We start from the raw sequence: 23,088 nt of genomic DNA on the forward strand, positions 1-23,088 counted from the left end.
CCAAACGGGCAGAAGCTTAATCCCTGCAAGGGATAAGCTGGCTATGGAATCGCATACACGCGTACCTCGCGCTCAATTCCGCGAAGCGCGACATTGCGGGACTGGGGCGCAAGAGCGTGGCTCTTCAGGAGTTCCGCCGTCTTTCGGTCCTCGACCACCGGGCCAGTGGCGAAGATCGCCTGTGTGTCGGCAAGCCCCTGCACGCGAGAGGCCAGATTGACCGTCTGGCCGAAATAATCCTGCCGCTCGTTCAGCGTGACGGCGATGCACGGGCCTTCGTGAAGGCCGATCTTCAGGATGAGATCCTCGCGGCTGTTGCTGCTGTTGAGGTCGCGCATAGCCTCACGCATCCGAAGCGCCGCCGAAACCGCGCGGTCGGGCGTCGGGAAGGTCGCCATGACAGCGTCGCCGATGGTCTTGACGACCGCGCCGGCCTCCGACGCCACGATCTCCTGCAGGACGTGGAAATGCGCCTTGACCAGATCGAAGGCAACGAGATCGCCGACGCGTTCGTAAAGCTCGGTGGAGCCGCGCAGGTCGGTGAAGAGGAAGGTCAGGCTGGTGATCTTGAGGCGCTGGTCGACGTCGAGCGTGTCGGTGCGATAGAGGTCGCGGAAGGTCTGGTTGGACAGAAGCCGCTTTGCCGTGAGGAAGGGCTGGCGCTTGCCCAGCATTTCATGCAGGGCCTCGCCCGCAATGCAGATGCTGGGAAGAACGCGCACGTCGGTGCGATTCTCGAGGCTGAGGCGCAGCGGTCCGGGCTGCATCTCCAGCGTCTGGTTGTGCATATGCTCCCGGTCGAAGGTCAGCGACAGGGTCTGCCGTTCGCGGGTTGGCTCGCCCTTCACGTCGATGAACTGCGCCGAGTGGGTAATCGGCTCGAACACGATGACGAATTCAGGCGGAAGCTGGATAGACAGCACACCCTTTTCGCCGGGTGCGAGTTCGACATGATCGATGACGAAGGAATCCACCGTCTCATTGTAGTTCTCGGGAAGATCGACACCCGAACCCCAATAGAGCTGCCGGTAGTATTCCGTCAGCGGCAGCGATTTCGGATCGTGCGCCGCGATTCGACGCACGCGCGGGCTGACCGTGAAGGTGACATCCACCATCTCGTCCAGCGTGGGTTCGTAGGAATCGGCGCAGAGCGCGCAGGTATATTCCGCCTTCTGCACGGTCTTCAGCGTGGCGTTGGTGTCCAGCACGCCGCCGCAACCCGGGCAAAGGACATTCCAGGCCATGTCGAACATCCCGATGCGTGCGCCGTGCAGGAAGGCGGCGATCGTGCTCTCCTCATCGAGGCCCCTTCCTGCGGCGAAGGCCAGCGGGTTGACGCGGCAGAGCTGATGATCGACGCCTTCGGCGACCAGACGCTCGATGGCATCGACGGTCGGCCCGTCGGCGGACTGACGCAGCAAGGCGAAGAGATTCGTGATTTCATTCATCACAGCACCCTGAGAGCCGGATACTCGCCACCTGCCGCCATCATAGCGGAAAACCGGCGGCGGAAGTTTGGCAGGCTCCGGGTTGACATTACGCCCCCCGTGCACGACTTCCTAGCGCCACTTCACCACCACGGAGAACAGGAATGGCCGAAGCGAAGCGAACGACGATCGACGCCGCCGAGGTCGAGCGTTTTTCGGCGATGGCGGCGGAGTGGTGGAACCCGAACGGGAAATTCCGCCCGCTGCACAAGTTCAATCCGGTGCGCCTCGCCTATATCCGTGACCAAGTGGCGGCGCGTTTCGGCCGCGACCCCCACGCTGCGCGCCCCTTCGAGGGCCTGCGCTTCCTCGACATCGGCTGCGGCGGCGGGCTGCTGTGCGAGCCGATGGCGCGGCTCGGCGCGGAGGTGGTCGGCGTCGATCCTTCCGAAAACAACATCGAGGTGGCCAGGCTGCATGCGGCGGAATCGCGCGTGACGATCGACTACCGCGCAGCGACCGCCGAGGACCTGGCCGATGCGGGCGAAAAATTCGATGTCGTGCTCAACATGGAGGTGGTCGAGCACGTTGCCGACATGCCGCTCTTCGTCGCGCGCTGCGCCGAGATGGTGAAGCCCGGAGGCATCATGTTCATCGCCACCATCAACCGCACCCTGAAGGCGCTGGGCCTGGCGATCGTCGGCGCGGAATATGTGTTGCGCTGGCTGCCGCGCGGCACCCACCAATTCGGCAAGCTGGTGCGCCCGGACGAGCTGGAGAAGGCGCTGGCCGACGCAGGGATGACAATCGCCGACCGCACCGGCGTCAGCTACAACCCGCTGGCCGACCAGTGGCGGCGCTCAAAGGACATGGACGTGAACTACATGCTGCTGGCGGAGAAAGCGGGGTGAGGCGTTAGGCTGCCTATCCCGGATACGTTATTCAGTTCGGGCCTGCGCCTTCGTCGTCACCATGACGCCGATGCAAATGACTGCCGCGCCGAGCCAGGTGAGCAAACCGTAGCGCTCGCCGAGAAAGAGCGTTCCCGACAGCAGCCCGACCGCAGCCGCAACGTAGCCGATCTGGCTGAGATAAACGGGGCCGCCAACCACCTGCAGGCGGAAAAAGAAAACGAACATCGCGGCGGATGCGGCAATCTGGGCCAGCACGAGCAGCGGCATGGCAGCGAGCGGGCTGAAGGCCGCACCGCCTGAACTGACGAGGACTCCCGCAAGCAGGACGAGGGCGGCGGCGAGGTTGCTGCCTACGGCAAGCTCCGTCGGCGCGGTTCCCTCCGGCCAGTCGGCCGTGCGGTAGATGTTGCCCGCCGCGAGGCTGACCGGAATGAGCAGCGCTACGGTCACCCAGAACAGCGACGCGGGCGCGCCAAGTTGTCCTCTCGTCGTGGCCACCATGATCGCGCCGAGAAACCCGATCGCAATGCCGGCGATGCCGAGGCTGTTCGGACGCCGGACACCGGACAGGATCGAGAACACCAGCGTCATGATCGGCGACAGCGTGTACATGATGCCCGCGTAACCCGCACCGACATGCGGCATGACAGAGAAAAGCAGCAGGTTGGGGATGGCGTAGGTGATGATCGCCGTGACCAGGAAATAGCGCAGCTTGTGGCGGGTGAAGTGAAAGCCGTGCCCACGCAGAAGCATGCCCAGCATGATCGCACCGCCCCCACCGGCCGAGATGACGAAAGCCCAGACGACCGGCTCAACGCCAGCCGCCGTGGCGATTTTCCCGAACGGCAGGGAGAGGCCGAGCAGGCTGCCCGTGATGATCAGCAGACCGAAGGCGGATTTCCAGATCATGTCCATGGCGGCGAATTAGGGTCACAGGCCCGCTCGCGACAGGGTCAGCACGGGTCGATCGACTGCGTCAGCGGTCGATCGACCTCAGCCCAGCAGGCTTTGCCCGGCGCCAAAAGCCAGCAGGGCGAGCGCGGCGAAATAGACGATGGTGAGCAAGATCATCACGTAGCCGGCGGCGACCACCAGCCCGTCGCGCTGCGAAATGCCGGTCGACAGGAAGAGGATGGCGAGGCCCGGCAGGGTGTTGGAGAAGGGGATCAGGCCAAGCGGCAGCATCAGCAGGGCGCCTGCGCCGATGAGCGCGAGGCCATTCACGCGGTTCATCAGTCCACCCGACGTCAGGGCCGACAGCCTCGGCTTGAAGAAGTGGTCTATCCGCCGCAGGAATTTGACGCCGCGCTCAAGCACGGGCAGAAGCTTCGCGCTGTCGAGCGGCCGGTCGGCGAGCCGGGCCGGGAGCCAGGGCAGCCGGTTCAGTGTGACCGCAACGGCGATCAGGATGATGCCCGCTCCGAAGACGGTGGACACGCCGGGAATTGAGACGGGGAACAGGAAGGGTAGAGACAGCAGGCCACAGACCAGAAGCAGACCGTTCTCGCCCATGATGGCGAGAAGCTGGCGCAATGTTATGTCCTGGCCATGAAGTGACCGGATAACGTCTTCAAGCAGTTCGCTGGTCTTGCGGTCGGTGTCCCCAAGTTCGATCGCCGCCGTCATCGCATTCCTTCTTTATCAGTCCGTCGATCGACGACGGAGCAAGCTGGCCCGGTCAACTCTACCTGCCGGTTAGCGCCAAACCTAGCCTCCGGGGCCGCGACGAAACGGCTTGGATGTAACCTGCCTTACCAGTTCCTTCAGCAGGCCGCTGCGGGCTTCGGTGAGTGACTTCAGTGATTTCACTTCACGGCGAAGCATCGTGACGGCTGCATCCATGTCAGGCAACACCCCGGCATCAAGCGGATCACCTCCGGATGAATTCAGACATCTCTCGGCAATCGCGTAGATTACCGACTGCTGGAGGAGCTCGTCTGCAGGCATATGCATATTTGCCAAGCGTACACCAAAATGCTCGACTTCCAGGAAATCCGCCTGCGCTTCCACAGGCCTGTAAACCGCGAAGGTGCGCGCCAGCGAAGAGGTAGCGCCGCTTTCCAATGGACCGACCCAGTTGACCTTTCGATCATAAAACGAAGGATGGCTCATCCAGAACTCAAGTTGGCGCGCCGTCAGAAAGCAGCAGCCGGAGTGCGGATTTCCGGGCATCTCGAAATCGATATCGAAGCCGCGCCAGTTTCCATTCAACTGCGTTGGGCTGCGCGGCTTCGCGAACAGGGGCTCAGGCTTCTTGACGGGGTCGAGCAAGACCTTGCGGATCACGCCGCGCCTTGAGATTTCATAGCGGTGGGCCTGCAACAGGGTGGTCTCACCGAAACTTTCGCAGAACCATTGTATCTTATCGAGGAACAATGGATCGCGAATGGAGATGTCGTCCTCCATCACGCCATAGATGTCATAGTCCCCGAAACGCTCGCGAAGAACACGCTGCGCCTCGAACTGGAGCATCATGGGCTCGCAGTCACAATACTCGACCGTCACATGGCGGTCGTCGACGCCGACGCGGTCAACGATAGAGGCCCCTTCCTTGGCAACGATAACAATGTCGACCTTGCTTTCAGGCCTGACCGAAACGGCATGCGACCACTGAGGTGTCCGAAAGGGACCGAAATAGGCGAATAGCGACTGGATCTGCTCGCTCATGGCCACGATTCGCGGCAGGACGAAAGCGCCACTCCCAAAGGGAGAATTGGGATCGATCCTAGCCGAAACGAAATGCGGAATTACGACGAGAAGCCGCATACAGCACTCAGTTCTGGTCCTCGGGGAAAACCGGGATCGGCATGAAGCCGACGCCGTCCTCGGCGAGGCCCTTGGCTTCGTCGAGCGTCGCCTCGCCATAGATGCCGCGCGCTTCGGTCTCGCCGAAATGAATCTTGCGCGCTTCCTCGGCGAACTTGTCGCCGACATAGTCGGAATTCTCCCGGATTTTCTCCGACAGGGCCTTCATCTCGGCCATGGCCTTCTTCTGCATCTCGTTCATGGCGAGCGCGATCGTTTCGCGCTTGCGGCCAGTCGAGACGGCAGGCGCCATCAGGGCCTTGTCGACCTTCTTCGACCCGCAGGAAGGGCATTCGACGAAACCGCGCTTCTTCTGCTTCTCGAAGTCGTCATTGTTGCGGAACCATGCCTCGAACTCGTGGTCGTGGTCGCAGATCAGCGAGAAGCGGATCACGATGCCGCCCTCTGCGCGCGCCACTCCACGTTGGCGACGGCGAATTCGCGAGCGTTCCTGAGATTGGGAATCTTGCCTCGAGCGGCGGCGGACTGCGCCGTGTCGATCTCGGCGATCGCGACGCCCGGCTCGTCGCCGTCTACCTCTGCGAGCACGCGGCCCCACGGATCGACGATCAGGGAGTGGCCATAGGTCTCGCGGCCATCTTCATGCAGGCCGCCCTGCGCAGCGGATATGACAAACGCGCCGTTCTCGATGGCGCGGGCGCGCTGCAGGACATGCCAGTGGGCTTCGCCAGTCTGGCGCGTGAAGGCGGCGGGCGCACTGAGAACCTCCGCGCCCGCAAGCGCCTCGGCACGGAAAAGCTGCGGGAAGCGAACGTCGTAGCAGATGGCGAAACCGAGCCTGGCATTGCCGATATCGGCGACGACGCCTTCGCTGCCGGGCTCATAGGTCGCGGATTCGCGCCAGCTCTCGCCATTGTCGAGATCGACGTCGAACATGTGAATCTTGTCGTAGCGCGTAACCAGCGAACCATCAGGTGCGAAAAGGAACGCACGGTTGGCGATCTTGCGGTCGTCGCGCAGGATGCCGGTGGAGCCGACATGCAGGAAAATCCCGAGTTCGGCCGACAGGCGGCGGGCGGCGGCGACGATGACGTCGCTGCCCTCCGGCCGGAAAGCCTGCGCGCGGTCGGCCTTGTCGCGGATGATCGCGCCGGTCATCTCCGGCGTCTGCACGTAGGACGCGCCCTTGCCGGCGGCCTCGCGCACCAGCGCCTCGAAATCCACGACGTTGCGGCCCGGCTCCCTGCCGGAGCGCATCTGGACGGCGGCGGCCTTGAAGATGCCCATGCGACTGTTCCTAATTCAATTGTCCGCTTTCGAGCAGGCCGTCGAGACGGCCCTCGCGCTCGAGTTCGTGCAGGTCGTCGGACCCGCCGACATGATAGCCGCCGACGAATATCTGCGGAAAGGTGCTGCGGCCGTTGGCGCGGGTGATCATTTCCCGCCGAAGTTCCGGCGAGAAACTGGCGTCATGCTCGGTATAGGCGACGCCCTTGCGCTCAAGCAGCCGCTTGGCAGCTGCGCAGTAGCCGCACATCATGCGCGTATAGATCGTCACGTCGACCATTTGTGGTTCCGCAAACCCTTGAGGCCAGCGCCTTTCAGGACATTGTCATTTGTCGACTATATAGGGTCAACCTCCTCGGCCCGGAAGTCCCCCACAGCCAGGTCGTGCAAATCGCCAGGCAGGACGCGCGCGAAGGTCAGCACATCGACGGCGCTGGCGCCGCTTTTCTTCAGCGTCTTTGCCACCGCCGACACCGTCGCACCCGTGGTGTACACGTCGTCGACGAGCAGGATGCGGCGCCCGCGAACGGCGATGTCCTGTTCCGGCGGAACGCGAAAGGCGGCGCGGACATTGTCCTGCCGCTCGGAAAGCCCAAGCCCCACCTGCTGCTTCGTCACCTTGACGCGACGGACCGCCATCGGCTCGAACGGCTTGCCCGAAAGCGAGGCAATCGCCCGCGCAAGCTCCGCTGACTGGTTGAAGCGACGGGAAAAGAACCTCCGCCAATGCAGTGGCACCGGCACGATGACGTCGGCATCTGCAAGGAGTTCGGCGCCAGCCCGCAGCATCCAGCGCGCCATCCACGGGGCGAGGTCGGTGCGGTCGGTATATTTCAGCGCCTGCACCATACGCCGTGCCACGCCGCTGTAGGCCACGGCGGCCCGCGCCCGCTCAAAGGGCGGCGGGTTGGCGATCGCCTCGGCCGAAAGGAAACCCTCGCCCATGTCGTTGATGAACGGCGTTCCCATCACCGCGCACCACGGTTTTTCGAGGAAACGCAGCTTCGGCCAGCACGAACCGCAGAGCGTGCCTGGCGAGGAAACCAGCCTGCGGCAGCCGGCGCAGAGCGGCGGGAAAAGCAGCCGGGACGGCAACGCCAGCGTCTGCCCGACCAGCTCTCCCATCCTCGACGCCATCGTATGCCCCTTGCGAACCCCGCCGGAGAATAGCAGAACGACCGCCATTGCGAGCGGATTTTCCGCAATCTGGACGAGATGACGTGACCCAGGCGCCGGAAAAGATCATCGATACCGACCTGCTGCTCCAGCGCAAGCGACGTGCTCTCGCGCGCAACATCGCGGGCGCGGACTTCCTGATGCACAGGACAGAGGAGGACATGGCCGACCGGCTGGCCGCGGTCAGCCGGCGCTTCGAGCGTGCGGCGACCATCTTCTGCGGGACGCCAAGCGTGGCGGAAACTCTGCTTGCGTCCGGCAAGGTCGGCGAGGTGCTCCAGATCGAGGCTGACACGGCGTTTCTAGGCCACCAACCGGGCACGGTGGCTCTGCCGGGCGTCATTCCGCTGAAGCCGCAAAGCATCGATCTCGCTGTCTCGCTGCTGTCGCTGCAGGACGAGAACGACATTCCCGGGATGCTGGTGCAGATACGCCGCGCGCTGAAGCCCGACGGCCTGTTTCTTGCAGCGATGGCCGGCGCAGGGACACTGGCCGAACTGCGCGAAAGCCTGCTTGCGGCGGAGGTCGAAATGTCAGGCGGGGCGAGCCCGCGCGTCCTGCCATTCGCGGATGTGCGAGAGGCCGGCGCACTTTTGCAGCGCGCCGGCTTCGCCCTTCCAGTCACCGACGTGGAGCCGGTGACCGCCCGTTATTCGACATTGTTCGACCTGATGGCCGATTTGCGCGCTATGGGCGCAACCAGTTCGCTGTCGGCACGCTCCCGCAGGCCCTCGACAAGGCGCTTCTTCACGCGCGCAGCCGAGATATACGCGGAACGCTTCTCGGATGCGGATGGAAGGATCAGGGCCACTTTTTCGCTGATCTGGGTCTCGGGCTGGGCTCCGGCCGAGTCACAGCAGAAGCCGCTGAGGCCCGGTTCGGCCGAGGTGTCACTGGCGCGCATCCTCAAGCCTGGCGGCGGAGAGTGACTAGCGATTGAAGGCCCGCTGCAGTTCCCGGTCCTGATTGCCGAACATGTCGCCGACCTCGTTGCCGACGGCCCCGACCCCCGCCACGATGGCGAGCGTTATCAAGCCGACGATGAGCCCGTATTCAATGCCGGTGGCGCCGCTCGTGTCTGCCAGGAATTCACGGATCCGCTGCATGACGTCCTTTCCCTCTTCGGCGATGACCCTAACCGGGACCCATTAAGAAAGGTTAACGACGCAGCGTTAAGAAAGTTTAAGGCCGTGGCCTGAGAATTGACCGAATGAGGTCAGCAGTCGCCGCTCTGACGGCCGTCAGCGCGAATAATGCAGACAGCGCCTGTCTTCTGCAGCACGCTACGGCGGATGGTGTAGCTGTTCGAAGGCGCGATCGACCCGGTGGACATGTAATCCACGCCTTCGATGGCGGCGGACTGGGTTCTGGAATAGCGATCGGCGACCGGAGCGAGGATAAGTGCGAGCGCCGCGGCGGCCGAACCGAACAGCAGCGTCACGCGCAGCACGCTCATGCCGGCAGAACCCAGCAAAGGCACGCTCCGCTTGCGGATGGAATCCCAATCGTCCTGCATCATGTCGACCATCCCCTTGGCGCCACGGTCGGTGACTGGCCTGATCCTCGAACGAGGCCGGCAGATGGCTCAATTTTCCATATTTGCCTGAACGCTTTGTTAACGCTGATCGATGTCGTTCACAGCAGGTCGATCAGATGCGGGATCAGCGGCAGGTCGGCCGGGGGCATGGGATAATCCCGCATATCGCGCGGCCGGACCCATTTCAGGACCTGCCCCTCCCTCGGTTCAGGAATTCCCCAGAAGCGCCGGCAGACATAGAGCGGCATCAACAGATGGAAATTCTCGTAGGAATGGCTGGCAAAGGTCAGCGGCGCGAGGCAGTCGACCTTGGTCTCGACGCCGATCTCCTCGCGGATCTCGCGCACGATCGTCTCCTCCGGCGTCTCGCCGGGCTCGACCTTGCCACCCGGAAACTCCCAAAGCCCCGCGAGGGACTTGCCTTCCGGGCGCTGCGCGAGAAGCACGCGGCCGTCGGTATCGACAAGCGCGACTGCCGCGACGAGCAAGAGTTTTCTTGGAGTTTCCATAGTGATCAATCGTCGGCGCGGCGTCGGTAGTGATAGCGGTAGACCTCGCTGAAGCCCAGCGTCTCGTAGAGACGTCGCGCCGCGAAATTGTCGGCTTCGACCTGCAGCCACGCCCGACGCGCGCCGCGCAGCCGCGCCCATTTCAGCGCCGACAGCAGAAGACGCCGGCCATGTCCCTGCCCGCGTTCGGCCGCGGCGGTGGCAACCTCGAACAGACCGGCGAGATTACCATCATGCACGCAGATGGCGGTAGCAAGCGGCCGCTCGTCCTCCTCCAGCGCGAAGAGGCCGACTTCCGGCTGGATCGCGCCGATGATCTCCGAAAGCCCGGGGCGCAAGGCTGGGTCGGTGCCGTGAGTCGCCATCGAGGCCGAAACGAAACGGCCCATGTCCTTCAAAGGAATCTGGTCCATCGCATCTTGGACGGCTTCGTGGTCGAGGTCGGCCTGCATGACGAGCGACTCGCCGAACACCGCCATGCCTTCGGCATCGAGCAAGCGCGGCAGGGCGGAGCCCGCCAGCGGCGACAGCCTGAACGTCAGCGGCCGGCCATAAGCCTCGAACCGCCGCTCGGCGCGCATGATGCGGTCGGGCAGGTCCTTCATGTCGTGCGGGTCGAGCGGATTGACCGAGTTCAGTCGCTTGGCGGGATGGCCAGCCGTTAGCCTGATCACCCAGGTACCGTCATAGTGCACGGCAGCCGCCGGCCAGGCGCGAAAGCCCGCCGCCTCGAACTGGCGCACGACCGCGAGTTCCGTCGGGTGTGGCCGTCCGGCCATCCCGTCAGCTCCGGTAATCGCCGTTGATGGCGACATATTCCTTGGTGAGATCGCAGGTCCAGACCGTCGCCTTGCCCCTGCCGATGCCGATGTCGGCGCGGATGCGGATATCTTCGCCCTTCATATAGGCGGAGGTTTTTTCCTCGGAATAGCCGGGATCGCGTTCGCCTTCGTGGGCGAGGCGGTTGTCGCCGAACCAGATCGACAGGCGGTCGCGGTCGGCTGGCTCGCCGGACTTGCCGACAGCCATGACGACGCGACCCCAATTGGCGTCCTCGCCGGCGATCGCCGTCTTGACCAGCGGGGAATTGGCGATCGACAGCGCAATCCGCTTGGCCGAACGGGTCGACTTCGCACCGGTGACGGTGACCTCGACCTGCTTGCGCGCGCCCTCGCCGTCGCGCACGACCTGCAACGCAAGCGACTTCAGCACCTTGCCAAGGCCGCGCTTGAAGGCGGAAAGGCGTGGGTCCTTCACGTCGTCGATACGCGGCGCGCCGCGCTTTGCGGCCGCCCCCGTGGCGAAGAGCAAAAGCGTGTCGCTGGTCGAAGTGTCGCTGTCGACGGTGATCGCGTTGAAGGTCTTGCCGACACCGCCCGAGAGCAGCGACTGGAGAACGGGAGCGGCGATCGGCGCGTCGGTGGCGACGAAGGACAGCATGGTGGCCATGTCGGGCGCGATCATGCCCGCGCCCTTGGCGATGCCGTTGATGGTGACGTCGGTCGCGCCGAGCTTCAGCGTCACGGTCGCGACCTTGGGATAGGTATCGGTGGTCATGATGGCGCTGGCCGCCTCACGCCAGAAATCCGGCTTCGCCTGCTTGGCCATGTCGGCGAGCAGGTGCGAGAAGCGGGTGGCGTCGAGAGGCTCGCCGATGACTCCGGTGGAGGCCAGGAAAACCTCGCCTTCGGCGCATTTGGCGGCCTTGGCCCCGGCCTTGCCGGTGATCGCCGTCGTCTCACGACCCTTCTTTCCCGTGAACGCATTGGCGTTGCCGGAATTGACGACCAGCAACCGCGCCTTGCCGCCGGCAAGGTTCTGCCGGCACCAGTCGACCGGGGCGGACGGGCATTTCGACTTGGTGAAGACGCCGGCGACCTGCGTTCCCGCGTCGAACACCATGACCAGAAGGTCAGTGCGGTTCCTATATTTGATGCCCGCCTCGGCCGTCGTCATGCGGACCCCGTCGATGGCCGGCATTTTCGGATAGTTTTTGGGAGCGAGCGGGGAGACGGTCGTGGACATGGAAGCCTCGGCGGATTGACCTGTGCTGCGAGCGCCCCGTTTGCCCCATGAAAAAAGGCCGCGCAAGCCAATTCAGGGCTGCGCGGCCTTGATTTCGGGCGAGGACGGTCAGGGGGTCGATGCGTCCATCGCGTCGACCGCCGTCTTCAGCTCGGGGTCAGTGATGTCCACATTGCCGTCCTTGCGCAGCTGGTCCACCAGCGCGAAGTATTTTTCGCGGAAGACGAGGTTGCGGATCTGGTCCTTCACTTGCTCGAAGGCCGGCGGCTGTTGGGCGCGCTTGTCCTCGACCTTGATGATGTGCCAGCCGAACTGGCTCTGCACCGGCTCCTTGGTGTAGCCGCCGACTTCCAGTGCGAAAGCCGCCTTCTCGAACTCAGGCACCATCTGGCCCGGTGCGAAGTAGCCGAGGTCGCCGCCGCTCGTCTTGCCGCTAGGATCCTTGGTGTGCTCGTTGGCAAGCGCCACGAAATCGGCACCGCCTTCGAGCTGCTTGATGATCGCCTCCGCTTCTTCCTTGGTCTCGACCAGGATATGGCGGGCATGGACCTCGTTGACGGGCGGAGTCTCGGAAATCTGCTTGTCGTAGCGGGCGCGAACTTCGCCGTCCGTGATCTTCGCGGCAATATCCTTCTCGATCACCTCGCTGTGCAGGGCACGGTCGCGCAGGAAGGCCATGCGCTTTTCGAAGTCGGGATCCTTGTCGAGCCCTTCGGCAACCGCGCGGGCGGCGAGAAGCTTGATCTCCAGAACAGCCATGAAGGCCGCAGCGCGCCGCTGTTCGGGCGGAAGCTGGGCATATTGCTGGTCGACGCTTGCCAGCGCCAGCGCCATGTCAGCCTCGGTGACAGGCTGGCCGGCGATCGTGGCGACGACCTTGTTCGGGTCAGGCTGGGCCGGCGCGGCCGGTGCCGGTTGGGCAGCTTCGGCCGGAGCCGGTTCGGCGGGCTGGGCTTCCTGCGCGGCGGAGGGGAAGGTCAGCGCCGCTAGCAGCGAAGCCGAAAGCGCCAGTTCTGCTAGCCGGGACTTGTGCCGGGGCCTGACAGGCAAGGCGCGGCGAAACGATAAGGACATGGAGTTCTCCAATCGGGAATTCGAGACGCCCTGAAACGCGTCCAATTGTGGCGGAATTCAGCGCCGTTTGGGACGGATCGGCGCGTTGACATCGATTGAGGCCCCTCTTATCTGTCCTGCGTCTTTGCGTCCAGAAGGGTTTCCGGGCGCTTTTCGCTGTTTTTCGGGTCCGCCACACCCGCCCGGCCCAGGCGGATCATGCCGACGCCAGTCGGCCAAACCACGGTTGAAAGGACCATTGTATGGTCAGTCTCGGCGTTCTCGCCCGCAAGATCTTCGGCTCCTCCAATGACCGCCGCATCAAATCCACGCGACCGCGCGTTGAGTCGGTCAACGCCATGGAAAACGAGCTTCGGGCGCTGTCCGACGAGCAGCTCGCCGCCCGCACCCAGCAGTTCAAGGCGGATATCGCCAACGGCGCCAGCCTTGACGACCTTCTTGTGCCGGCCTTCGCGACGGTGCGCGAGGCTGCCCGCCGTGTGCTTGGCCTGCGGCCGTTCGACGTCCAGCTCATCGGCGGCATGGTGCTTCACAATGGCGGCATCGCCGAAATGCGCACCGGCGAAGGCAAGACGTTGGTGGCTACCCTTCCCGTGTATCTCAACGCTCTGGCCGGCAAGGGCGTGCATGTCGTCACCGTCAACGACTACCTGGCCAAGCGCGACTCCGAATGGATGGGTCGCGTCTACAACTTTCTCGGACTGACGGTCGGCGTGATCGTCCACGGTCTCTCGGACGAGGAGCGCCGCGAGGCCTACGCGGCCGACGTGACCTACGCCACCAACAACGAGCTTGGTTTCGACTACCTGCGCGACAACATGAAATACGACCGCGCCTCGATGGTCCAGCGCGGCCACAACTACGCAATCGTCGACGAGGTGGACTCGATCCTGATCGACGAGGCGCGCACACCGCTGATCATTTCCGGTCCGCTCGAAGACCGCTCCGAAATGTACAACACCATCGACGCCTTCATCCTCAAGCTGAACCCGTCAGACTACGAGGTGGACGAGAAGCAGCGCACCGCGATCTTCACCGAGGAAGGCACCGAGAAGCTGGAAGGCCTGCTGCGCGAGGCCGGCCACCTGAAAGGCGACGGACTCTACGACGTCGAGAACGTCGCCATCGTGCACCACGTCAACAATGCGCTGAAGGCGCACCGCCTGTTCCAGAAGGACAAGGACTACATCGTCCGCAACAACGAGATCGTCATCATCGACGAGTTTACCGGCCGCATGATGCCTGGCCGCCGCTATTCGGAAGGCCTGCACCAGGCGCTGGAAGCCAAGGAACACGTGGCGATCCAGCCGGAGAACCAGACGCTGGCCTCCGTTACCTTCCAGAACTACTTCCGCATGTACAAGAAGCTGGCCGGCATGACCGGCACGGCGCTGACGGAAGCCGAGGAATTCGGCAACATCTATGGCCTCGAAGTGACCGAGGTGCCGACCAACCTGCCCGTCAAGCGCCTCGACGAGGACGACGAGGTCTACCGGACGGTCGAGGAGAAATACAAGGCGATCGTCAAGGACATCCGCGAAGCGGCTGAGAAGGGCCAGCCGATCCTCGTTGGCACGACGTCCATCGAGAAGTCCGAGCAGCTTGCCGAACGCCTCCGCAAGGAGGGTCTAAAGGACTTCCAGGTCCTGAACGCCCGCTACCACGAGCAGGAAGCGGCGATCGTCGCCCAGGCCGGGCGGCCGGGCGCCGTCACCATCGCCACCAACATGGCCGGCCGCGGAACCGACATCCAGCTCGGTGGCAACGCCGACATGCGCATCCAGCAGGAGCTCGGCGACCTGGAGGCAGGGCCGGAGCGCGAGGCCAAGGAAAAGGCGATCCGCGAGGATATCCAGCGGCTCAAGGAAAAGGCGCTTTCGGCCGGCGGCCTCTACGTGCTTGCCACCGAACGCCACGAGAGCCGCCGCATCGACAACCAGCTTCGCGGCCGCTCGGGCCGCCAGGGCGATCCCGGCCGCTCGAAGTTCTACCTGTCGCTGCAGGACGACCTGATGCGCATCTTCGGCTCCGACCGCATGGACGGCATGCTGCAGAAGCTCGGCCTCAAGGAAGACGAGGCGATCATCCATCCGTGGATCAACAAGGCGCTGGAAAAGGCGCAGAAGAAGGTTGAGGCGCGCAACTTCGACATCCGCAAGAACCTGCTGAAGTACGACGACGTCGCCAACGACCAGCGCAAGGTTGTGTTCGACCAGCGTCTGTCGCTGATGGACGGCGAAAACCTCTCCGAAACCGTCGCCGAGATGCGCAACGACGTGATCGAGGATCTCGTCGCCAAGCATATCCCCGAGAATGCCTATGCCGAGCAGTGGGACGCCGCAGGCCTGAAGGAGGGCGTGCGCTCCGGCCTGAACCTCGACCTGCCCATTGATGAGTGGGTGAAGGAAGAAGGCATCGCCGAGGAGGAAATCCGCGAACGCATCACCGCCGCCGCGGATGCCGCCGCGGCCGACCGCGCCGGCCGCTTCGGACCGGAGGTCATGACCTATGTCGAGCGCTCGGTCATGCTGCAGACGCTTGACGCCCTGTGGCGCGAGCATCTGGTCAATCTCGACCATCTGCGCTCGGTGGTGGGCTTCCGTGGCTACGCCCAGCGCGACCCGCTCCAGGAATACAAGCAGGAAAGCTTCGAGCTGTTCCAGACGATGCTGGCCGGCCTGCGCCAGACGGTGACGGCCCAGCTGATGCGCGTCGAGCTGGTGCGCGAGGCTGCCGAGGCCCCGCCCCCGCAGGCGCCGGAAACCTACGGCCACCACATCAACGAGAGCACCGGCGAGGACGAGTTCGACGGCTTCGGTGACGCGCAGGTGGCGACGACGCTGACGGCAGCCCGCACAGTTGCACCCGAAGAGCGCGATCCGAACACCCCCGCGACCTGGGGCAAGGTCGGCCGCAACGAGCCCTGCCCCTGCGGCTCAGGCAAGAAATACAAGCACTGCCACGGGACTTTCGCCTGAATCCGAGCAGTATCTGAGCCGTTCAGAGCACCATCAACGTAGCCAGCGCCAGCATGAGACCCATGCCGGCGATGTCGGTGCCGGTGGTGAGGAAGATGCTGGAGGCCGTGCAGGGATCCGCGCCGAAGCGCCTGAGCGCCAACGGCACCAGCACGCCGAACAGGCCGGACGCCATGCAGGCACCGGTCATGGCGAGCAGGATGACCAGACCGAGCATAGGTCCTTCAGCGCTGGAGAAACCGCCTGAACTCCAGATCATCGCAAGTCCCGCGACGAGGCCCGTCAGGAAGCCGTTCAGCGCTCCGAGGATCAGTTCCTTTCGGATAAGGCTGCGCACGGGGTAGTGGTTTAGATCGCCGAGCGTGATGCCGCGCAGCGTGATCGCCAGCGCCTGGCATCCGGTGTTGCCGCTCTGGCCCGCAAGAATGGGCAGGAAAGCCGCCAGCGTGACGATCTGGGCGATGGTGCCCTCGAACATGCTGACGACGGCGCCAGCTGCGAACGCGGTCAGCAGATTCACCTGCAGCCAGCCGTGGCGCATCTTGAACGCCGGCCAGATGCCGGTGTAGAGCCGCTCTTCCTTGTCGACGCCGACCATCTGGCCGGACTGGGCGCTGATCTCGATGGCCTGGCGCTCGAACAGCCGCCAGCCGCGCACGACGCCGATGACATGCATGTCGGCATCGACGACGGGATAGACTGGGTAGTGGCGGTGGATAGCTGCCTTGTCGGCCTCGGCAAGGTCCATGTCCTCCGTCAGCGCGAACGGCTCCGGCAGCATGACCGACGCCAGTGTTTCTTCGGGTTTGGCGAGGATGAGGTCGCGAATGACGATGAGGCCGGCGAGTTTCTCCTCGCTGTCGGTGACATAGAGATAGGTGATCAGCCGTGGCGTCTCGTGGTTGCGCAGGAAATCGATCGCCTCGCGCACCGTCATCGTTTCAGGCAAGACCGCCAGGGCAGGTTCCATCATGGCGCTGACGGTTGCTTCCTCGGTCTCTCCGAGCGCTCCCTTTATCTGCGACTGGAGTTCGGCCGGCAGATACATCCGGATGTGGTCGGCGAGAACCTGCGGCAATTCGGCGAACACCGCCTCGATGCGCTCCGGTGTCTCGCGGGAAAGCAGCTTGGCTGCATCGAGAGGAACCCGCCCACGCACCGCCCTGACGAGGTCCGTGATCTCGACTTGCCCGCTCATGGAACACTCTCCGATCGAGGTGCATTGCCGGTTATTCGCTGCGCGACATTGGGATCGAACCGGCGGATTCGGCAAGCAAAATCGCTCAACTATGCCGCGAAATCACAGCATTCCCCTGCTGGAACCGTAGGCGAGCAGGCTGCTCGCACAGCAGGCGCCGAACCGTTTCTTAAAGACTCTCGAATAGCTTGCGGCCATTGACGGGAACCGGAGTGAGGGCGTGCGCTTTTCCGCGGCGACGACCGCTGACAAGCTTTTGCCGCAGCGCATCGCGCTGCGCGTACGGCCGTTCCTGGGACGCATCGACGACATCCTGATGGCCGAGGACGAACGCGGCGAGGCCGGTCGCATGTCGGCCATCGCCTTCGCCATCCGGCTCGTCAGCGCCGCCATCGCCTTCATCAGCCAGGTACTGCTCGCCCGCTGGATGGGCGTTTTCGAATACGGCATCGTCGTCCTCGTCTGGACGACGATGGTCATCGCCGGCAACGTTTCGTGCCTCGGCTTCCACACCACGGTCATCCGCTTCATCCCGGAATACCGGGAAAAGGGCATGCTCGCGGAATTGCGCGGCGTGCTGGTCGCAAGCCGGCTGTTCGTGCTGGTTGCCTCCACCACGATCGCGGTGATCGGAGCGCTTGGCGTCCTCCTGCTGTCGTCTTACCTGGAAAGCTATTACGTCGTGCCCTTCGTGCTCGGCTTCGTCTGCCTGCCGATGATCGCGTTCTCCGACCTGCTGCAGGGCGTTTCACGCGCCTATGCCTGGGCCGTGTTCTCGCTATCGCCGACCTATCTCGTTCGCCCGGTCCTGATCCTCGTCTTCATGGCGCTGGCGCTCGCACTCGGCTATCCGGCCGACGCGAAAACGGCCCTGATTGCGGCGATCCTCGCCACCTGGGCGACGACAATCTGGCAGCTCGCCAGCACCACCGGCCGCATGAGCCGCAGCCTTCCGCCGGGGGCAAGCAGTTTCCGTTTCCGCGAGTGGATGGTCGTCTCGCTGCCCATCTTCCTTGTCGAAGGGTTCTTCTTCCTGCTGACCAACGCCGATGTGCTGATGGTGGGCTTCTTCATGCAGCCCGACGACGTGGCCGTGTATTTCGCCACGGTAAAGACGCTGGCGCTGGTCCATTTCGTCTATTTCTCGGTCAAGGCCGGCGTCGCGCAGCGCTACGCGGCCTATGCCCACAGCAGCCCCGAAAAGCTGGCGGCCTTCGCACGCGAGACGGTGGCTTGGACGTTCTGGCCGTCGCTTGCCATGGGCATCATCGTGCTGGCGCTAGGCGAACTCATGTTGATGCTGTTCGGTCCCGACTTCGTCGCCGGCTACCCGCTGCTCTTCCTGCTTGTCGGGGCGGTCGTCATGCGCTCGACAGTGGGGCCATGCGAGAGCCTGCTCACAATGACGGGAAACCAGAATATTTGCGCTTTCATCTATGCCCTGACGCTGGCATTGAACGTGGTGCTCAGCGTCATCCTGATTCCGGCAGTGGGATTGTGGGGCGCGGCGATCGCGACGGCCGCCGCAATGGTGTTCGAGGCCGCTGCACTTTCCTTCACGGTATGGAGCAGGCTGGGCGTGGTCATGGCAATTTTCCTTCCGGCTGGAAGCAGACGCTGATGGCAGCCACTCCCCTCCTCGAAGAAAGCAATGGCGGCCCCTCCGGGGCCATGATCGCCGAATTCGCCGGCGTGGGCGACAGGCCGATCGACCCAGCGCTGGTCGAACTGCTTGCCGGCAACCGGCCGGAACGCCGGCTCGCCATCTACCCGGCTGCTGCCGGCTTCGAGCTGATCGAGGAACTTGATTATCTCTGCGTCCGCACGGTCGAGCCCAACATCTTCTTCAACCCGCATTTCCTGGCGCCCGCCATGCCGCGTCTCGAGGACCGGGAGGTTCGCCTCGCCGTTATCCGCGACGGCGACGAGTACAGGAACCGGCTGCGGATGCTGGTTCCCTTCTCGATCGAGCGGCCGCCCGTGCCGCTCGGCATTTCGGTGATGCGGACCTGGGCAAGCCCCTTCGGTCCATTGGGGACGCCGCTGCTCGACCGAGACGATCCGGTCGGCGTCGTCGAGGACTTCCTCGCCATGCTGTCGCGGCCGCACCTGAAGCTGCCCAAAGTGCTGATGCTGCCGGATATGCGGCTCGACGGGCCGGTCAGCGCGATTTTCCGCACCGTCGCGGAAACGCAGGGGCTGCCTCTCATCACGACAAATGCGGAAGAGCGGCCATTCCTCGAAAGCAGCCTCGACGGCGACGCGTACCTCAAGACCACGCTGAGCAAGCATCATCTGAGCGAATACCGAAGACTGAAACGCCGGCTGGCCGAGCAGGGCAAGCTTGTCCACAGCGTGGCGCGCGGCCCCGAGGACATGCGCCCAGCGATAGAAGGCTTTCTCGCCCTTGAAGCGTCCGGCTGGAAGGGCCGCAAGCGCACCGCCATGGCGACGGACCGCTACCGCGCGGCCTTCGCACGCGAAGCCGTCCATGGGCTCGCCGAGCACGACCTCTGCCGAATCCACTCGCTGACGCTGGACGGCAAGCTCATCGCCAGCCTGATCGTCTTCGTCGAGGCAGGCGTCGGCTATACCTGGAAGACAGCCTATGATGAGGCATACGCCGCCTTTTCGCCCGGCGTGCTGCTGATGATCGAGGTGACGCGGCAGCACCTGGAAGACCCCAACATCGAGCGCACCGATTCCTGCGCCGTGCCGGACCATCCCATGGTGTCACGCCTCTGGAGCGAACGCCGGCCGATGGGGACGCTGCTGATCGGCATGACGCCGGCGGCGGACCGGATCACGCGGCAGGCTGCCTCGCAACTGCATTTCTACCGCGAGACGCGCAACTTCGTTCGGCTGGTGCACAGCCGCGTGCGCGGATTGCTCAGGCGTCGCTGACGGGGTTTGCGCCCGTTACAGGCGTAGCCTCGCGCCGGGCGCGGTCACGGAAAATCCGCCTTATCACCTTGCCGGTGGTGGTGAGCGGCATCGAATCCACGAACTCCACCTCGCGCGGATACTCATGCGCGGAAAGCCGTTCGCGCACCCACTGGCTGATCTCGGATGCGAGTTCCGGGCTACCTGACACCCCATCCTTCAAGACAACATAGGCCTTCACGATCTCGGTGCGCAGGAGGTCCGGCTTGCCGACGGCAGCCGCGAGCGCAACGGCCGGATGGCCGGTCAGGCAGTCCTCGATCTCGCCCGGCCCGATACGGAAGCCGGCCGATGTGATGACGTCGTCGTCGCGGCCGAAGAACTGCACGTAGCCGTCCTCGTCCTCTACGCCCTGGTCGCCCGTCGTCATCCAAACACCGATGAATTTTTTGGCGGTGGCCTCGGGGGATTGCCAGTATTCGAGGAACATCACCGGGTCGGGCCGCGCCACCGCGATCTGGCCGACATGGCCGGGCTTCACCGGTCTGCCCTCGGCGTCAATGATCGCGACGCGGTGGCCCGGCACGACCTTGCCGATCGTGCCGGCGCGGCTGACGCCTATGCCGGCGCAGGAACCAAGAACGAGGTTGCATTCGGTCTGGCCGTAGAACTCGTTCGGCGTGATGCCGAACGCATCACGGGTCCATTCGTAGGTCTCGCGTCCGAGCGACTCGCCGGCCGAGCAGATTGAGCGGAGATCGAGGCTGAAGCGGCGCGGGATGTCCGTCACCGATTTCAGCATGCGCAGCGCCGTGGGCGGGATGAAGGCGTTGCGAACCCGCATCTTCTCGACCAGCACGAGAGCCGTTTCGGGATCGAATTTCTCGAAACGCGCGGCGACGACGGGAATGCCGAGATAGAGCGCGGGCAGCAGCGCGTTGAGCAGCCCGCCCGCCCATGCCCAGTCGGCCGGAGTCCACATCAGGTCGCGTGGCTGCGGCGGAAACTCGTAGGCCATCTGGAAACCCGGCAGATGCCCGAGGAGGACGCGATGGGGCAGAAGCGCGCCCTTTGGTGGCCCGGTCGTGCCCGAGGTGAAGATCATCAGCGCCGGATCGTCCGGGCTCGTGTCCTCGGCTTCGAAATCAGAGGAATGATTCGCGACCATGCGGGCGAAATCGTCTGGGTCAGCCCCATCTCCGGCAATGACGATGCCTTCCAGCCCCGTCAGCCGCGCCGCGACGCGGGACAGCTTTGCAGCGCCCGCCGGATTGGTGACGACGATCTTCACGCCAGCAGTCTGCAATCTGTATTCGAGAGCTTCCGCGCCGAAGAGCAACGCCAGAGGCACGGCAATCGCGCCAAGCTTGTAGACGGCGAGGTGGGCGATGAGTGTCTCGAAGCCCTGCGGCAGCAGGAGCGCGACACGGTCGCCACGCCGCACGCCGCGTGCCCGCAGCGCGTTCGCGAAGGCGTTGGACCGCCGCGCCAGTTGGTAAAAGCTCAGCCGCTCCGGTTCGCCGTCAGCGCGGTAGTCGAGAAGAGCCGTGCGTTCCGGATCCTGCTTCGCCCAGCGATTGGCGACCGCGACACCGATGTTTAAGCGTGTCGGAATCTTCCAGCGGAAATCAGAATAGAGCGAGGTGTAGTCATCGCGCCGTTCGAGCATGGACGGGCCGGTCTCCGCTCCTCCGCGCAGTTGAGTGGCTCAGCAGCGGATGCGGCCGAGCGCGCGGAACCTAACGGCGCTGGCTCGGGTTGTCGAGGCCGTCGCCTAAGGCTTTAGCCACGACTTGCGGCAGTTGGTGCCCCTGGCCGGGGTTAGGCTCAAAATCGACCCTATCGTAAAGAGACACAAAAACAGGTATTTAGATGCGCATCCTAGGAAAGCGTTCCAGCGCAAGGGTACCTGGATGGATCGAGAGATTGTACCTCTCGTGAACAGAGGCGCTAGCCGCAGCACGGCTGCCCCGCTTTCGGTGAACCGCACGCCGACTTCGACGCTTCCTCCACAAGCCAGCGGTCACGCGGCTTGCAGCTTGCTGGTCGGGGAGAAAGGTTTACGTGCACCTCCCCCTCACCAAGCACGGGCGTTGCCGCTCGATGCAGTTGCATGGGGCGAACACCGTCGCTCACTTCAAACGTCAGCCTGGCCAACTGATCTAGCGCAACGTGATCGGCAACCTTCCGTATGATCGCCGCGAACTTGCCAGCGGCCATGTGCCGACGCTCATCCTCGTTCACGTCCCACAACTGTATGAAAATCTCGGTCCATGCTTCTGCGTTTGCCCCGCAGTCAAGCGCAGCAAACTGTCCGGCCTTGACCTCTGTAACATGGTAGCCGGGTTTAACGGGACGCCCTTCGTAGAAAAATACGAGCGGCAAGTCCGCATGTGAGCCAAGCGCCGATAACAGGCTGCCTATCGTAATGTCATCTGCATCGCCTTCAACTGTCGCTGCGATTTTCTCATTGCTTAGGGCGAGCATGTCAGCTATTCCTCATTTCAACATTTCAAGGATTATTGAATTATGGACGAGCGTCAAGCTCTGATTGCATTCGGTGCTCTCTCCCAGGAGAGGCGGCTGCGCATCCTCCGCCTGTTGGTGACTGCTGGACCTGAAGGCGTAGCGGCAGGGTCGATTGCCGAAGGCGTCGAGGTGTCTCCGTCGAATGTCAGCTTCCACCTGAAGGAGCTTGAGCGGGCTGGGCTTGTCTCCGCCAGGCGAGACAGCCGGTCCATAGTGTACAGCGCCGAGTACGACGCACTAACCGGCCTGATCCGGTTCCTCATGGAAGACTGTTGCTCCGGCAAACCTGAAATCTGCGCACCTGCAATTGCGGCGCCGTGCTGTTCTCCAGCAGGCGAGGGATGCGTGCAATGAAAGCCGAGCGGCTGTCCGATGTGCCAGACGACATGACGGCAGCCTTGCTTGCAGCCGGTCTCCCTGTCGATGATCTGGCCGAAGATGGCCGCACCTTCTATCGCTTCTTGCTGGACGGCCAGACAGTCGGCTTTGGTGGCTACGAACGGTATGGTGAAGCCGCCCTGCTCCGCTCTATCGTTATTGCTCCTGGCAAGCGTGGCGCGGGTCTAGGGCGTGCCTTCACGGAAGCTCTCATGACCGATTTATCGGCGCAGGGCGTGACCGATGCGTACTTGCTCACCACGACAGCGAGCGGCTTCTTCCAGGCTGTCGGGTTCACCGAAACCGATCGATCAAGCGCACCCGCCGCGATACTGGCGACCCGTCAGGCGTCCGCCTTATGCCCGTCCACAGCTAGTCTTCTTTCTCGATCAACGAAACGGTGAACG

General features: G+C 63.8%; 24 protein-coding genes. 7 read left to right on the plus strand and 17 right to left on the minus strand.

Annotated elements, in window-relative coordinates; genetic code table 11:
- Window positions 1–41: 41 nt before the first annotated feature.
- A complete protein-coding gene (locus ABMA32_RS21835) occupies window positions 42–1,448 on the minus strand; it encodes an adenylate/guanylate cyclase domain-containing protein (protein WP_349015839.1) in 1,407 nt (468 codons plus the stop codon).
- Window positions 1,449–1,591: 143 nt separating this feature from the next.
- On the opposite strand from ABMA32_RS21835, the gene ubiG reads away from it, so the two are divergent.
- A complete protein-coding gene (gene ubiG, locus ABMA32_RS21840) occupies window positions 1,592–2,338 on the plus strand; it encodes a bifunctional 2-polyprenyl-6-hydroxyphenol methylase/3-demethylubiquinol 3-O-methyltransferase UbiG (protein WP_349015840.1) in 747 nt (248 codons plus the stop codon).
- A gap of 27 nt (window positions 2,339–2,365) precedes the next feature.
- Here the strand turns inward: ubiG and ABMA32_RS21845 are convergent, their stop codons facing one another.
- The 7 genes from ABMA32_RS21845 to ABMA32_RS21875 all read right to left on the minus strand — a co-directional run bounded on the left by ABMA32_RS21845 (window position 2,366) and on the right by ABMA32_RS21875 (window position 7,531).
- Window positions 2,366–3,256, minus strand: coding sequence for a DMT family transporter (locus ABMA32_RS21845; protein ID WP_349015841.1), 891 nt, complete (start codon window positions 3,254–3,256; stop codon window positions 2,366–2,368).
- 78 nt (window positions 3,257–3,334) lie between these two features.
- Window positions 3,335–3,967, minus strand: a complete 633-nt coding sequence (locus ABMA32_RS21850) for an exopolysaccharide biosynthesis protein (RefSeq protein WP_349015842.1) — start codon at window positions 3,965–3,967, stop codon at window positions 3,335–3,337.
- An 81-nt stretch (window positions 3,968–4,048) separates the two neighbouring features.
- Window positions 4,049–5,008, minus strand: a complete 960-nt coding sequence (locus tag ABMA32_RS21855; RefSeq protein ID WP_349015843.1) for a hypothetical protein — start codon at window positions 5,006–5,008, stop codon at window positions 4,049–4,051.
- Window positions 5,009–5,114: 106 nt separating this feature from the next.
- On the minus strand, window positions 5,115–5,540 hold the full coding sequence (locus ABMA32_RS21860; protein WP_349015981.1) for a DUF1178 family protein: 426 nt from the start codon (window positions 5,538–5,540) through the stop codon (window positions 5,115–5,117).
- Window positions 5,537–6,394 (minus strand): carbon-nitrogen hydrolase family protein, encoded by an 858-nt coding sequence (locus ABMA32_RS21865; protein ID WP_349015844.1) that lies wholly within the window; start codon window positions 6,392–6,394, stop codon window positions 5,537–5,539. The genes ABMA32_RS21860 and ABMA32_RS21865 overlap by 4 nt, the downstream gene beginning before the upstream one ends.
- A gap of 10 nt (window positions 6,395–6,404) precedes the next feature.
- The gene (gene grxC / locus ABMA32_RS21870; RefSeq protein WP_349015845.1) at window positions 6,405–6,674 is read right to left on the minus strand and encodes a glutaredoxin 3; all 270 of its coding nucleotides are present in this window, start codon (window positions 6,672–6,674) and stop codon (window positions 6,405–6,407) included.
- Between the two features lie 56 nt (window positions 6,675–6,730).
- On the minus strand, window positions 6,731–7,531 hold the full coding sequence (locus ABMA32_RS21875; RefSeq protein WP_349015982.1) for a ComF family protein: 801 nt from the start codon (window positions 7,529–7,531) through the stop codon (window positions 6,731–6,733).
- Window positions 7,532–7,614: 83 nt separating this feature from the next.
- Here ABMA32_RS21875 and ABMA32_RS21880 point away from each other — a divergent pair, with 83 nt between their 5' ends.
- Complete coding sequence (locus ABMA32_RS21880; protein ID WP_349015846.1) at window positions 7,615–8,499, plus strand: methyltransferase domain-containing protein; 885 nt, start codon at window positions 7,615–7,617, stop codon at window positions 8,497–8,499.
- On the opposite strand, the gene ABMA32_RS21885 is transcribed toward ABMA32_RS21880, so the two are convergent.
- The 6 genes from ABMA32_RS21885 to ABMA32_RS21910 all read right to left on the minus strand — a co-directional run bounded on the left by ABMA32_RS21885 (window position 8,500) and on the right by ABMA32_RS21910 (window position 12,715).
- Entirely contained in the window at window positions 8,500–8,676 is a 177-nt protein-coding gene (locus ABMA32_RS21885; protein ID WP_349015847.1) for a Flp family type IVb pilin, read from the minus strand.
- A gap of 110 nt (window positions 8,677–8,786) precedes the next feature.
- The gene (locus ABMA32_RS21890) at window positions 8,787–9,089 is read right to left on the minus strand and encodes a hypothetical protein (protein ID WP_349015848.1); all 303 of its coding nucleotides are present in this window, start codon (window positions 9,087–9,089) and stop codon (window positions 8,787–8,789) included.
- Window positions 9,090–9,205: 116 nt separating this feature from the next.
- Window positions 9,206–9,616, minus strand: a complete 411-nt coding sequence (locus ABMA32_RS21895; RefSeq protein WP_349015849.1) for a (deoxy)nucleoside triphosphate pyrophosphohydrolase — start codon at window positions 9,614–9,616, stop codon at window positions 9,206–9,208.
- Window positions 9,617–9,621: 5 nt separating this feature from the next.
- Entirely contained in the window at window positions 9,622–10,395 is a 774-nt protein-coding gene (locus ABMA32_RS21900) for a GNAT family N-acetyltransferase (RefSeq protein WP_349015850.1), read from the minus strand.
- 4 nt (window positions 10,396–10,399) lie between these two features.
- Window positions 10,400–11,641, minus strand: coding sequence for a bifunctional glutamate N-acetyltransferase/amino-acid acetyltransferase ArgJ (gene argJ / locus ABMA32_RS21905; RefSeq protein WP_349015851.1), 1,242 nt, complete (start codon window positions 11,639–11,641; stop codon window positions 10,400–10,402).
- A 108-nt stretch (window positions 11,642–11,749) separates the two neighbouring features.
- Window positions 11,750–12,715: a peptidylprolyl isomerase gene (locus tag ABMA32_RS21910; protein WP_349015852.1), complete on the minus strand. Its 966-nt coding sequence runs from the start codon at window positions 12,713–12,715 to the stop codon at window positions 11,750–11,752.
- A gap of 242 nt (window positions 12,716–12,957) precedes the next feature.
- On the opposite strand from ABMA32_RS21910, the gene secA reads away from it, so the two are divergent.
- Window positions 12,958–15,693, plus strand: a complete 2,736-nt coding sequence (gene secA, locus ABMA32_RS21915; protein WP_349015853.1) for a preprotein translocase subunit SecA — start codon at window positions 12,958–12,960, stop codon at window positions 15,691–15,693.
- Between the two features lie 22 nt (window positions 15,694–15,715).
- Here secA and ABMA32_RS21920 read toward each other — a convergent pair whose 3' ends face one another.
- Entirely contained in the window at window positions 15,716–16,891 is a 1,176-nt protein-coding gene (locus tag ABMA32_RS21920; RefSeq protein ID WP_349015854.1) for a magnesium transporter, read from the minus strand.
- Window positions 16,892–17,111: 220 nt separating this feature from the next.
- On the opposite strand from ABMA32_RS21920, the gene ABMA32_RS21925 reads away from it, so the two are divergent.
- Together ABMA32_RS21925 and ABMA32_RS21930 are read left to right on the plus strand one after the other, a co-directional pair.
- Window positions 17,112–18,512, plus strand: a complete 1,401-nt coding sequence (locus ABMA32_RS21925; protein WP_349015855.1) for an oligosaccharide flippase family protein — start codon at window positions 17,112–17,114, stop codon at window positions 18,510–18,512.
- The gene (locus ABMA32_RS21930) at window positions 18,512–19,795 is read left to right on the plus strand and encodes a GNAT family N-acetyltransferase (RefSeq protein WP_349015856.1); all 1,284 of its coding nucleotides are present in this window, start codon (window positions 18,512–18,514) and stop codon (window positions 19,793–19,795) included. The genes ABMA32_RS21925 and ABMA32_RS21930 overlap by 1 nt, the downstream gene beginning before the upstream one ends.
- Here ABMA32_RS21930 and ABMA32_RS21935 read toward each other — a convergent pair.
- Together ABMA32_RS21935 and ABMA32_RS21940 are read right to left on the minus strand one after the other, a co-directional pair.
- Window positions 19,782–21,443, minus strand: coding sequence for an AMP-binding protein (locus ABMA32_RS21935; RefSeq protein ID WP_349015857.1), 1,662 nt, complete (start codon window positions 21,441–21,443; stop codon window positions 19,782–19,784). The two genes, ABMA32_RS21930 and ABMA32_RS21935, sit on opposite strands and share 14 nt — an antisense overlap.
- A 281-nt stretch (window positions 21,444–21,724) precedes the next feature.
- A complete protein-coding gene (locus tag ABMA32_RS21940; protein WP_349015858.1) occupies window positions 21,725–22,261 on the minus strand; it encodes a DUF6428 family protein in 537 nt (178 codons plus the stop codon).
- A gap of 42 nt (window positions 22,262–22,303) precedes the next feature.
- Here ABMA32_RS21940 and ABMA32_RS21945 point away from each other — a divergent pair, with 42 nt between their 5' ends.
- Both ABMA32_RS21945 and arsN2 read left to right on the plus strand, forming a co-directional pair.
- On the plus strand, window positions 22,304–22,657 hold the full coding sequence (locus ABMA32_RS21945; RefSeq protein ID WP_349015859.1) for an ArsR/SmtB family transcription factor: 354 nt from the start codon (window positions 22,304–22,306) through the stop codon (window positions 22,655–22,657).
- Window positions 22,654–23,085, plus strand: coding sequence for an arsenic resistance N-acetyltransferase ArsN2 (gene arsN2 / locus ABMA32_RS21950; RefSeq protein ID WP_349015860.1), 432 nt, complete (start codon window positions 22,654–22,656; stop codon window positions 23,083–23,085). Before ABMA32_RS21945 ends, arsN2 begins: the two co-directional genes overlap by 4 nt.
- Window positions 23,086–23,088 lie beyond the last annotated feature (3 nt).

Origin of the sequence: Mesorhizobium quangtriensis (assembly GCF_040081925.1) — a bacterium.
Lineage (GTDB): Bacteria > Pseudomonadota > Alphaproteobacteria > Rhizobiales > Rhizobiaceae > Mesorhizobium_K > Mesorhizobium_K quangtriensis.

Bases quoted from the DNA above. Each gene is read 5' to 3' on its own strand.
- ABMA32_RS21930 (WP_349015856.1), top strand. From the start codon at position 18,512: ATGGCAGCCACTCCCCTCCTCGAAGAAAGCAATGGCGGCCCCTCCGGG.
- ABMA32_RS21900 (WP_349015850.1), bottom strand. From the start codon at position 10,395: ATGGCCGGACGGCCACACCCGACGGAACTCGCGGTCGTGCGCCAGTTC.
- arsN2 (WP_349015860.1), top strand. From the start codon at position 22,654: ATGAAAGCCGAGCGGCTGTCCGATGTGCCAGACGACATGACGGCAGCC.
- ABMA32_RS21855 (WP_349015843.1), bottom strand. From the start codon at position 5,008: ATGAGCGAGCAGATCCAGTCGCTATTCGCCTATTTCGGTCCCTTTCGG.
- grxC (WP_349015845.1), bottom strand. From the start codon at position 6,674: ATGGTCGACGTGACGATCTATACGCGCATGATGTGCGGCTACTGCGCA.
- ABMA32_RS21895 (WP_349015849.1), bottom strand. From the start codon at position 9,616: ATGGAAACTCCAAGAAAACTCTTGCTCGTCGCGGCAGTCGCGCTTGTC.
- ABMA32_RS21940 (WP_349015858.1), bottom strand. From the start codon at position 22,261: ATGCTCGCCCTAAGCAATGAGAAAATCGCAGCGACAGTTGAAGGCGAT.
- ABMA32_RS21865 (WP_349015844.1), bottom strand. From the start codon at position 6,394: ATGGGCATCTTCAAGGCCGCCGCCGTCCAGATGCGCTCCGGCAGGGAG.
- argJ (WP_349015851.1), bottom strand. From the start codon at position 11,641: ATGTCCACGACCGTCTCCCCGCTCGCTCCCAAAAACTATCCGAAAATG.
- ABMA32_RS21850 (WP_349015842.1), bottom strand. From the start codon at position 3,967: ATGACGGCGGCGATCGAACTTGGGGACACCGACCGCAAGACCAGCGAA.
- ABMA32_RS21875 (WP_349015982.1), bottom strand. From the start codon at position 7,531: ATGGCGTCGAGGATGGGAGAGCTGGTCGGGCAGACGCTGGCGTTGCCG.
- ABMA32_RS21920 (WP_349015854.1), bottom strand. From the start codon at position 16,891: ATGAGCGGGCAAGTCGAGATCACGGACCTCGTCAGGGCGGTGCGTGGG.
- ABMA32_RS21845 (WP_349015841.1), bottom strand. From the start codon at position 3,256: ATGGACATGATCTGGAAATCCGCCTTCGGTCTGCTGATCATCACGGGC.
- ABMA32_RS21890 (WP_349015848.1), bottom strand. From the start codon at position 9,089: ATGATGCAGGACGATTGGGATTCCATCCGCAAGCGGAGCGTGCCTTTG.
- ABMA32_RS21885 (WP_349015847.1), bottom strand. From the start codon at position 8,676: ATGCAGCGGATCCGTGAATTCCTGGCAGACACGAGCGGCGCCACCGGC.
- ABMA32_RS21945 (WP_349015859.1), top strand. From the start codon at position 22,304: ATGGACGAGCGTCAAGCTCTGATTGCATTCGGTGCTCTCTCCCAGGAG.
- ABMA32_RS21935 (WP_349015857.1), bottom strand. From the start codon at position 21,443: ATGCTCGAACGGCGCGATGACTACACCTCGCTCTATTCTGATTTCCGC.
- ubiG (WP_349015840.1), top strand. From the start codon at position 1,592: ATGGCCGAAGCGAAGCGAACGACGATCGACGCCGCCGAGGTCGAGCGT.
- secA (WP_349015853.1), top strand. From the start codon at position 12,958: ATGGTCAGTCTCGGCGTTCTCGCCCGCAAGATCTTCGGCTCCTCCAAT.
- ABMA32_RS21910 (WP_349015852.1), bottom strand. From the start codon at position 12,715: ATGTCCTTATCGTTTCGCCGCGCCTTGCCTGTCAGGCCCCGGCACAAG.
- ABMA32_RS21835 (WP_349015839.1), bottom strand. From the start codon at position 1,448: ATGAATGAAATCACGAATCTCTTCGCCTTGCTGCGTCAGTCCGCCGAC.